This is a genomic window from Streptococcus sinensis (assembly GCF_000767835.1).
GTDB classification, from domain to species: Bacteria; Bacillota; Bacilli; order Lactobacillales; family Streptococcaceae; genus Streptococcus; species Streptococcus sinensis.
This window is the reverse complement of sequence record NZ_JPEN01000023.1, coordinates 1-10,620: the sequence shown is the minus strand read 5'-3', so window position 1 is coordinate 10,620 and position 10,620 is coordinate 1. Positions and strand designations below refer to the sequence as shown.

The window sequence follows — 10,620 nt, the reverse complement described above, 5'->3', positions numbered from 1 at the left end:
TACAACAAAAGAGGCTCCATAATATCCATAGGGGATTTACCCACTACAAATATTATAGAGCCTCTTTTTTGATGTTCAGAGCGATAAAAATCCGTTTTTTGAAGTTTTCAAAGTTCCGAAAACCAAAGGCATTGCGCTTGATAAGTTTGATGAGATTATTAGTGGCTTCTAATTTGGCGTTAGAATAGGGTTGTTGAAGGGCGTTGATAATCTTCTCTTTATCTTTGAGGAAGGTTTTAAAGACAGTCTGAAAAAGAGGATGAACCTGCTTTAGATTGTCCTTAATGAGTCCGAAAAATTTGTCAGGCTCCTTATTCTGAAAGTGAAAAAGCAAGAGCTGATAGAGATTATAGTGGTGTTTCAAGTCTTCTGAATAGCTCAACAGCTTGTCTAGGATTTCTTTATTGGTTAAGTGCATACGAAAAGTAGGGCGATAAAAACGTTTATCACTCAGTTTACGGCTATCCTGTTGAATGAGTTTCCAGTAACGCTTGATAGCCTTGTATTCAAGGGATTTTCGTTCAAATTGATTCATGATTTGAACACGCACACGACTCATAGCCCGGCTGAGATGTTGTACAATGTGAAAGCGATCAAGTACAATTTTTGCATTCGGAAAAAGCTGTTTAGCTAAGTCATAGTAGGGACTAAACATATCCATAGTAATGATTTTCACCTGACAACGAACCGCTCGATTGTAGCGAAGAAAATGATTTCTTATGATAGCTTGTGTTCTTCCTTCAAGAACAGTGATGATATTGAGTTTGTCAAAATCTTGCGCAATAAAGCTCATCTTTCCCTTAGTGAAGGAATACTCGTCCCAAGACATAATCTCAGGAAGACGCGAAAAATCATGCTTAAAACGGAAGTCATTGAGCTTGCGAATGACAGTTGAAGTTGAAATGGCCAGCTGCTGAGCAATATCAGTCATAGAAGTCTTTTCAATTAGCTTCTGAGCAATCTTTTGGTTGATGATACGAGGGATTTGGTGATTTTTCTTGACGAGAGAAGTCTCAGCGACCATTATTTTCGAACAATGATAGCACTTGAAACGACGCTTTCTCAGAAGGATTCTGGTAGGCATACCAGTCGTTTCAAGGTAAGGGATCTTAGACGGTTTTTGGAAGTCATATTTCTTCATTTGATTTCCGCAATCAGGGCAAGATGGGGCGTCGTAGTCCAGTTTAGCGATGATTTCTTTGTGGGTATCCCTATTAACAACATCTATAATTTGGATATTAGGGTCTTTAATATCTAGTAATTTTGTGATAAAATGTAATAGTTCCATATGATTCTTTCTAATGATGGTTTGGTTGCTTTTCATTATAGATCTTATGGGACTTTTTTTCTACAACAAAAGAGGCTCCATAATATCCATAGGGGATTTACCCACTACAAATATTATAGAGCCTAAAAAAGAGGTCCGGGGGACCTCTTTTTTTGACCCCAACGGATGAGCTAGAAAATAAGAAAGTGAATTAAGATCACTTACAGTGAACTATCCAAAGCAGATATTTTTGGCCATAGTAGGATTCTATTTTTAGTTTGCTAGGTCTTTCTTTTTATCTCTTAGATTGTCAAATTAAGTTAGACTTTTCAAGTAACTCAGAAAAACTTGGTAGGGTGATTGATAATTTAAAGACTTCCTAGGAATTCTATTTCTTGAGGCTGAGACAAAAAGATTTCAATTTTTAAAAATCTTAATTATTAAGCCTTTCAAATCTATAATTAAATGCAAAAAGCGAACAAAGCAGAATTCTGATTACCAGAAAACTAGTTTTGTTCGCTTTTTATATTTGAGGTCGGACTTTTGTCCCAGCCTCATAATTTTGAGAAATATTAGTAAAATCCATTTGTTTCGGTAATCCATTTCGTCTTAATAAGCCATTAGAATGTTCATTGAGACCTCGTTGACCAGGACATCCTGGATCCGCAAAGAAAATATCAATGTCATGCGCATTCGAAATAGACTTCCAGTTAGAAAATTCTTTCCCGCAATCAAAAGTTATCGACTTAAAGAGATGGCTGGGGACTTGAGACAACCATTGATTGATGGAAGTCTCAATATCACTTGCTTTTCGTCCCTCAGTTTTCAGTGTGATGATGGCTTTTGAGAGGCGTTCTACTAAGGTAATGACAGCACTTTTGTGTTTCTCGCCAACAATGGTACCCCCTTCTAGATGACCAAATTCTGTCTGAAAATTAGGATAAATGGCTGCTCTCTCACGTAAATCTCTGCGAAATGCTTGTTTTCCTCGTTTTTCGCTATGACCATTTGGTTTTCTTTTGCCTTTCCAAGGGAGATCCTCTTTCTTGAAAATACCACGGTCTGCTAGTCAATAGAGAGTTCTCATAGAATAAGAAATCCTATCTGGATAAGTTCCTTTAATGACATCAAGGCTCCAATTTTGTTCCAAATGAGTTTGGATAAAATCTTTTTCTGATTGTGTAAGACTTGTTTTATTCCTGCCACAGCGTTTCTTATTGACTTTATATCGGTTATAGTAATCATAAGCAGAGTGGCCCTCTTTCAGATAGTTGATGACAGTGTAGATTGTCTGTTTTGATCTTCCTAGTGCGTTCGCAATATCTGAAACTTTTATGTTTTCTTGATAGTAAGCCTCTATCATTATAAGCTCGTTTGTGGTAAGATGAGTATAGGTCATTTATGTTAGTTCCTTTCAGACAAATGTGGTAGTTTATCTGAGCCTAACATAGATGGCTTTTTCTGTCTAGCTTAATTTTACAAATTGGGAAACGATAAAATATAGTTATCTGAATCATTAAGAAAAAAATAAATATTTAGATAATGGTAAGTTTTAGAATACTTGAAAAATATTTTTTCAAAAAAATTTAAGAAAATCTTAAGGAACGAGGTTTACATGTTGTAAATTGTATCATTGAAAAAAGATTACGGCTTATTTAAATTAAATTAAATGCAATAATATAATTTGAAAAAAATTGACATATAGATTAATTGACGGTAAAATAGTTAAGAAAATCAAATTAATTGAAATCTGAACTATTTGATATAAAAATTAATATGATTTATCAAATTTTATTATAGTAGAAGGATAGGATAATGAAGAAACTGAAAGTGATGGTTGTTTTTGGAACTCGACCAGAAGCTATTAAAATGGCTCCTTTAGTGTTGGAATTGCAAAAACACAGTGACAGCATTGAGACGATTACAGTTGTAACAGCTCAGCACCGTCAAATGCTAGATCAAGTTCTCGAAACTTTTAGCATCGAGCCACATTATGACTTGGATATTATGGGGCAAAATCAGTCCCTCTTAGATATTACTGGAAAAATTTTAGAAAAGTTTGATCCAGTTGTTAAGCAAGAACTTCCAGATATAATTCTTGTTCATGGAGATACAACAACAACTTTTGCAGCAAGTTTAGTTGCTTTCTATAATCAGGTACGTATCGGACACGTTGAAGCTGGTCTAAGGACCTTTGATAAATACTCTCCTTTTCCAGAAGAAATGAATCGTCAGATGACAGATAACCTTGCGGATCTTTATTTTGCTCCAACTAGCGAGAGTAAAGAAAATCTCCTCAAGGAAAATCATCCTGAGTCTGCTATTGTCATCACGGGGAATACAGCCATTGATGCTTTGAAACTAACCGTTCAATCGGATTACTATCATGAAGTTCTAGAGCAATTGGATCCAGATAAGAAACTTGTATTGATAACCATGCACCGTCGTGAAAATCAAGGTCAACCAATGAGAAATGTCTTTACAGCTTTACGTGAAATGGTCGATCTTCATCAGGAAATTGAAGTTGTCTATCCTGTTCACCTTAGCTCTGCCGTGCAAGAAGTAGCAAAAGATATTTTAGCTGGTCACAATCGTATTCACTTGATTGAACCTTTAGATGTACTCGATTTTCATAATTTAGCTTCAAGAAGCTATTTTATCATGACTGACTCTGGAGGTGTCCAGGAAGAGGCACCTTCTCTCGGGAAACCTGTCCTCGTCCTCCGTGACACGACGGAACGTCCAGAAGGAGTAAGAGTAGGTACTTTGAAGCTAGTTGGTACGGATCCAGTACGTGTGAAAGAAGCTATGACAGCTCTCTTAACAGATGAAACTCTTTATAGACAAATGTCTCAGGCACCGAATCCTTATGGAGATGGAAGAGCATCTAAACGAATCGTTCGTGCTATACAACATTATTTTGGAATGGCTGAATCTGTATCTGAATTTAAAGAGGGGGATGAGGCGTAATGAAAAAATGGAATAAATTTAGGAATTGGCTCCTTGCTTTTCTGGGGTGTGAGTCGCTTCTTTTAGGGCTTTCTTTTTTCTTTGCTCGAGAGATTATTTTAGAACAAATTTTGTTTTTAGCTTTGGCTTTGTTTTCAGTATTGGTCTTATCTGATCTTTTGCTTACGTGGACCCTTATCTTAACATTTGGGCTTGGACTTATTGCTTTGGTTGCAGGTATAGTTTATATCCCAATCATTCAACTGGTCTTCTTATTAGTCAGTTTTCCACTTTTGATTGGGATTCTGCTTAAAGTTCGTTACTATTTCTTCAAGGTAGCCTCAAAAGTACAAGAACAAGAAGACGCAGCTCGAGCTGATTACCAAGCTATGGTAACTGCACAAAGTAATGTGACGGTACAGTCTTTATTGATTCATTGGGCGCATGAAGATTTGTTCTTCCAGATTAAACCTAAAGAATATAACCAGATGCTCAGTCGCATTCAAGAGGTAATTTCTCAGAAATTGAGTGACAACGATAAGCTCTATTATGTTTCAGATGGTAGTTTTCTCGTTCTATCTAGTAGTAGCCAACATTCTTTGAAAGAACTCTATTTGAGTGGTTTGCAGGATAAACTAAGCAGTTTAGTTTTTCATGGAGAAGATGGCAACCAAGGAATTCAATTCCAAACAGGTTACCTGGTGATTAACTCTGATAATAGAAGTAAATACCAAAACTACTCGGATGTTGCCAGTCATCTCAAGCGTCAATTAGAGACAGATGTAATTGTAGAATATTAGGAGGGAAACATGACTCTAACCGATATATTTTTTGGCATTGCTTTGGGACTCAGTCTCACCTTTGGCATTTGTTTTATCATATTATTTATTGCATACAATATTCTTTACCATCGAGTGAATAAAAATTTTAAGGCGGTGAATCATGATTAGTCAAATGTTAATGATTTTTACTCTGCTTACTATTTGGATTTCTCTAGCTTGGGGGGTGGTAATTCTCTTTTCAGCAGTACACTTTTGGTTTAAACACAGTGATTTTCGTGTGGATACATCGCCACTGCCTTATTACCCTAAGGTTACCATTGTTGTACCTGCCCATAATGAGGATATGGTTATTGCGCAAACGGCAAAAGCTATCTTAGATATGAATTACCCTCACGATCGTGTGGAGTTACTCCTGTTTTCGGATAACTGTTCGGACAACACCTATTCAGAGTGTTTGTCTGTACAAGCCATGCCTGAATATGCTGGCAGAAATCTTACTATTATCGATCGTACTGGTACGGGAGGAAAAGCTGGTGTTCTAAACGATGCTTTGCAGATGGCAACAGGTGAATACATCTGTGTCTATGATGCAGATGCCATGCCTGAAAAAAATGCCTTATATTTCCTGGTCAAAGAAGTGATGAAAGACCCAGAACGCCACGTGGCATCCTTCGGTCGGAACAAGACCCGAAATGCCAATCAAAATTTCTTGACTCGTTGTATCAACCAAGAAATCGTTGTTACTCAACGGGTGCACCATGTTGGGATGTGGCATCTCTTTAAAATTGGGCGTATTCCAGGAACCAACTTTATCATTCAAACCGACTTTGTAAAGAGTATCGGTGGTTGGAAGAATGGTGCCTTGACTGAGGATACCGATATTTCCTTCAAAATCATGCAGAGTGGGAAATTGATCGCCCTTGCTTATAACTCAGAGGCCTTCCAACAAGAACCTGAGACTTTAAAGAGTTACTATATGCAACGAAAACGTTGGGCTAAAGGAAACTACGAAGTTGTTTTATCCAACTTTAAGCATTTATTTGACAGAGCAAACTGGCGTGTTAAACTAGAAGTTTTTAACTATTCGTGTGTTTTCTTTTGGTTTAACTTTGCCATTGTCCTATCGGATTTGATTTTCCTAGCGAATGTGCTAGCAATCTGTCTGAACCTATTCTTCCCAGATGTCAGAGTTCCATTTGCTTTTGATGCGGATAATATCTACATTGCCCAGTTCATGCTCTTCAACTGGATTCTCATGATTGGTCTGTATCTGATGCAGATTATGATTGCATTGGCAAGTCAATTTGGACAAGCTACTACGAAGCAAATCTGGTTAGCCTTGGTAGCCTATTTCTCTTATGCACAGATGTTTATCGTTGTATCCGTTGATTCCATTTCTTCAATCGTGTTGGATAAAGTACTCCGACGAAAAGAAACCAAGTGGGTTAAAACTAAACGATTTGCAGGATAGGAGGTTCTATGAAAACGAATAAATTATAATATGTCTGGTTTGTGCTCATCCTTTCTATCTTTTGTTTAACCTTGTTTTTGGCAAGAGGAAGGACTAAAATTGAGATGCGTAATCGAATTTACAGCCAGTGGAGTGAACAGTTCCTTGTTACAAAAGGTGATCAGTCCTATGTCCGTACGACGAATGACTCTGAGGAAACAACAGTTCTATCAGAAGCGCAAAGTTACGGAATGCTCATAACAGTTCTAGCAGCCCAAAAAGGGCAAGCAACACAAGCAGATTTTGATAGTCTTTATCGCTATTACCAGAATCATCGTATCGAAGGAATGCAGTTGATGTCTTGGAAACAAGTGATCAAAAATGGTAGTGAAACGGTTGAGAAACAAAACGCAACTGATGGGGATCTCTATATTGCCTATTCCTTGATTGAAGCTGCTAAACAGTGGCCAGATAAAGCACAGGAATACGAAGGTCAAGCCCAAAGTATTTTGATTGATATTCTTCGATTTAATTATAACGAGGAGACCGGTGTTCTAAAGGTAGGAAATTGGGCAGAAAAAAATACGAATTTTTACTATTTGATGAGAACATCTGATACACTACCTCATTATTTCCAAGTATTTTATAATCTAACTGGAGATAAACAATGGCTAGATATTAAAGATAAAATGCTTGATCAACTGGAGCAAATCAGTTCTCATTCTGATACTGGACTTTTGCCAGACTTTATCTGGGCTGAGAAGTCAGGGGCGCGCCTTGTTGATGCTAACACAATTGAATCTCAATACGATGGGGCGTATTCTTATAACGCTTGTCGTTTGCCTTATCACTTGTCACAGAGCCAGGATGAAAGAAGTCAAAAAATCGTTCAAAAGATGATGAACTTCTTTATGAAAGAGCAACGCATTTATGCCGGATATGACTTGAATGGAACTGCCCTCAATCAATACCAGGCAGGTAGTTTCTTGGCGCCGATTACCTATGCTTCTGATAAGGGAGAAGGTTATCTGAAACTTCTTCAACAAAATAAATACATTTTCACACAAGATTTACCTTTGGATAATTACTATGATGCAACGATGATTACCATGATTGCTCTAGAGATGTTCTAGGATGAAAAGAGAGGGCTAGTTTTACTGGCTCTTTTCTACAGCAAAATAGGCTCCATAATCCCTATGGTGGTTTTACCCACTACAGAAATTATAGAGCCTTTTTTACCTTTTCTGAAAAAAGGAGTATAATAGGGGTGAAAATATGAAATCGTTTTAATGATTTAGAATTGAGGAAAGGATTATGAGTAATTCTAGACAGAAAGGTGCTAAATTAGGAACCTATACCCCTGAACAAGTTTACCAGATTTTGCAGACAAGTCCTCAAGGCTTAAACTCACAAGAAGTCCAGAAAAGGCAGGCGACTTACGGGCCTAACCAATTAAAGGAGAGTAAACAAGAACCTATTTGGTTGACTTTTGTCAGACATTTTACCAGTCTCATGGCCCTCTTATTGTGGGTTGGTGGCTTTATCGCTATGCTTTCTCATAGTCTAGAGTTGGGGATTGCTATCTGGTTGGTCAACATTATTAATGGTCTCTTTAGTTTTATTCAAGAATATAGAGCAAGTCAGGCTACGGCAGCCCTTAATAAGCTTCTTCCATCTTATACACGGGTTCTTCGGGATGGGAAGGAAGATAAGATTCTTGCTCAGGACTTGGTGCCAGGGGACTTAGTTTTCATTGAAGAAGGAGACCGTATTTCTGCAGATGGACGCTTGATTGCCGTGACAGATTTGCGGGTTAATCAGTCTGCTCTTACTGGTGAGTCTAACCCTATTTACAAGTCAGACCAAGCGGATTTAGATCCTGAAAAAACCGAGTTAGAATATGACAATATGGTGTTTGCTGGAACTACAGTTTCTTCTGGGTCTGGGCGTTTTATAGTATCTGCTATCGGAATGGAAACAGAGTTTGGACAAATTGCAGATTTGACACAAAACCTTACTCAGGAAAAAAGCCCTCTTCAGAAAGAATTAGATCATTTGACCAAGCAAATTTCAGTAATTGCAGTCTCTGTTGGTCTCTTCTTTATGGTTGCAGCAACCCTATTTGTTCACCAACCTTTGTCTCAAGCCTTTATCTTTGCCCTGGGTATGATTGTTGCCTTTATTCCTGAGGGGCTTCTTCCCACGGTTACCCTATCTCTAGCCATGGCCGTTCAGCGCATGGCTAAGGATCATGCTTTGGTTAAGAAGTTGTCTTCGGTTGAGACTCTTGGAGCGACCTCTGTTATTTGCTCAGATAAAACAGGGACCCTAACTCAAAACGCCATGACAGTTAATCATTTATGGACCTTGTCAGGTAATTATGAGGTAACTGGACTAGGTTATGCACCAGAAGGGCATATTGAGAAGGATGGCCGCCCTGTTTCTCTGAAGGAGAATGACCTCGTGAATCGTTTGGTTCGCTTTTCTCATTTGGCTAGTAATGCACAGGTTGTGGAACCTAGTGCTGATAATCCCAATTATACGATTTTAGGTGATCCGACTGAGGCTTGTCTTAATGTTTTAGCCGAAAAAGCAGGGATTAATTTAAATGAAAATCACGCTTGGGCTCCTCGTATCAAAGAAATTCCCTTTGATTCTGATCGTAAACGAATGACAACGGTACATAGTCTCGAAAAAGGTCTAGATGGCAGTCACCATATTTCCATCACTAAGGGTGCGCCTAAAGAAGTGATGGAACTTTGCTCAGACTATTATGATGGTCAAGGGGCAATCAAATCTATGACTGCTGCAGAACGTCAGGCTATTCTTGCTGCTAACGATAAATTTGCTCGTGACGGCTTGCGTGTTTTAGCTGTGGCTTATAGACCCTTAGAAAGTGATCATATTGGAGAAGACAAGTGGGATATGCAGACTTTGGAAGAAAATATGGTTTTTCTGGGTCTTGTTGCCATGAGTGATCCCCCACGTCAGGGTGTACGTGAAGCTATTGCAAAATGTCACCGAGCTAATATTCGTATTATCATGGTTACAGGTGACTATGGCTTGACGGCTCTTAGTATTGCCAAGAAAATCGGAATTGTGCAGGGTGATGATGCGCGTGTTGTTTCAGGACTTGAACTGGCTGACATGGATGACGATCAGCTTAAAGAAGCGCTTAAAGGTGAGATTGTTTTTGCCCGTGTAGCCCCTGAACAAAAATATCGTGTAGTCAATGCACTTCAGGAACTTGGTGAAGTTGTTGCTGTTACTGGTGATGGAGTAAATGATGCCCCTGCTCTGAAAAAGGCTGATATCGGGGTAGCTATGGGAATATCTGGAACTGACGTCGCCAAGGAATCTGCCGATATGATTTTAACGGATGATCACTTTGCTTCTATTGTCCATGCTGTTGAAGAGGGACGTGCCGTTTATCGAAATATTCAAAAATTCCTGACCTATATTTTTAATTCCAATACACCGGAAGCTGTACCATCTGCCTTCTTCTTGTTCTCTTTGGGGCGCATTCCTCTTCCTTTAACCGTTATGCAAATCCTAGCTATTGACTTAGGAACAGATATGGTACCTGCTTTGGGATTGGGGGTTGAACCGCCTGAAGAAGGAGTGATGGACAAGCCACCAAGACGTTTATCGGACCGCTTACTTAATCGCCAACTATTGCTTAAAGCTTTTGTCTGGTATGGATTGATTGAAGCAAGCTTGGCTATGGGTGCTTTCTTCCTTAATTATTGGGTAAATCAAGGAAATTTGAACCACCTGACTAGTTCAGGTCCCCTCTACCGGGAGGCAACCACCATGACTTTTGGAGCTATTATCTTTACTCAGATTGGTATGGCTATGAATAGTCGTAAGGGTAGGGGCTCTATATTCCAAGTTAAACCTTTTGCTAATAGGATTATTAGCTTAGGAATTGTTCTAGAAATTTTTCTCTTTATTATCCTATCTTATCTACCGCTCTTCCACACGCTATTTAACACAGCCCCAATTGGACTTGATGATTGGCTCTATTTACTTGCTTGTCCCTTTGTTATTATGGCTTTGGAAGAAATCAGATATCGCTTATTTGATAAAAAGTAAGTCAGTGGCTTGCTTTTTATGGCTCTTTTCTACCATTTGTCAAGTCTGTCAAGGCTTTAAGTGAAAAATGAGATAAG

General features: G+C 38.5%; 6 protein-coding genes and 1 pseudogene. 5 read left to right on the top strand and 2 right to left on the bottom strand.

Annotated features, from left to right (window positions below; translation table 11 throughout):
- Positions 1 to 52: 52 nt before the first annotated feature.
- Both SSIN_RS01070 and SSIN_RS10440 read right to left on the bottom strand, forming a co-directional pair.
- Positions 53 to 1,288, bottom strand: a complete 1,236-nt coding sequence (locus SSIN_RS01070) for an ISL3 family transposase (protein WP_037614754.1) — start codon at positions 1,286 to 1,288, stop codon at positions 53 to 55.
- Positions 1,289 to 1,823: 535 nt separating this feature from the next.
- Positions 1,824 to 2,666 (bottom strand): annotated as a pseudogene (locus SSIN_RS10440) (IS30 family transposase); the annotation flags it as partial.
- A 416-nt stretch (positions 2,667 to 3,082) separates the two neighbouring features.
- On the opposite strand from SSIN_RS10440, the gene wecB reads away from it, so the two are divergent.
- The 5 genes from wecB to SSIN_RS01040 all read left to right on the top strand — a co-directional run bounded on the left by wecB (position 3,083) and on the right by SSIN_RS01040 (position 10,543).
- Entirely contained in the window at positions 3,083 to 4,237 is a 1,155-nt protein-coding gene (gene wecB / locus SSIN_RS01060; RefSeq protein ID WP_037614752.1) for a non-hydrolyzing UDP-N-acetylglucosamine 2-epimerase, read from the top strand.
- Positions 4,237 to 5,016: a hypothetical protein gene (locus SSIN_RS01055; RefSeq protein WP_037614750.1), complete on the top strand. Its 780-nt coding sequence runs from the start codon at positions 4,237 to 4,239 to the stop codon at positions 5,014 to 5,016. Before wecB ends, SSIN_RS01055 begins: the two co-directional genes overlap by 1 nt.
- Positions 5,017 to 5,158: 142 nt before the next feature.
- Positions 5,159 to 6,469: a glycosyltransferase family 2 protein gene (locus SSIN_RS01050; RefSeq protein ID WP_037614748.1), complete on the top strand. Its 1,311-nt coding sequence runs from the start codon at positions 5,159 to 5,161 to the stop codon at positions 6,467 to 6,469.
- 41 nt (positions 6,470 to 6,510) lie between these two features.
- Positions 6,511 to 7,581, top strand: coding sequence for a family 8 glycosyl hydrolase (locus SSIN_RS01045; RefSeq protein ID WP_156956260.1), 1,071 nt, complete (start codon positions 6,511 to 6,513; stop codon positions 7,579 to 7,581).
- Between the two features lie 181 nt (positions 7,582 to 7,762).
- Entirely contained in the window at positions 7,763 to 10,543 is a 2,781-nt protein-coding gene (locus SSIN_RS01040; RefSeq protein ID WP_037614743.1) for a cation-translocating P-type ATPase, read from the top strand.
- Positions 10,544 to 10,620: the final 77 nt, after the last annotated feature.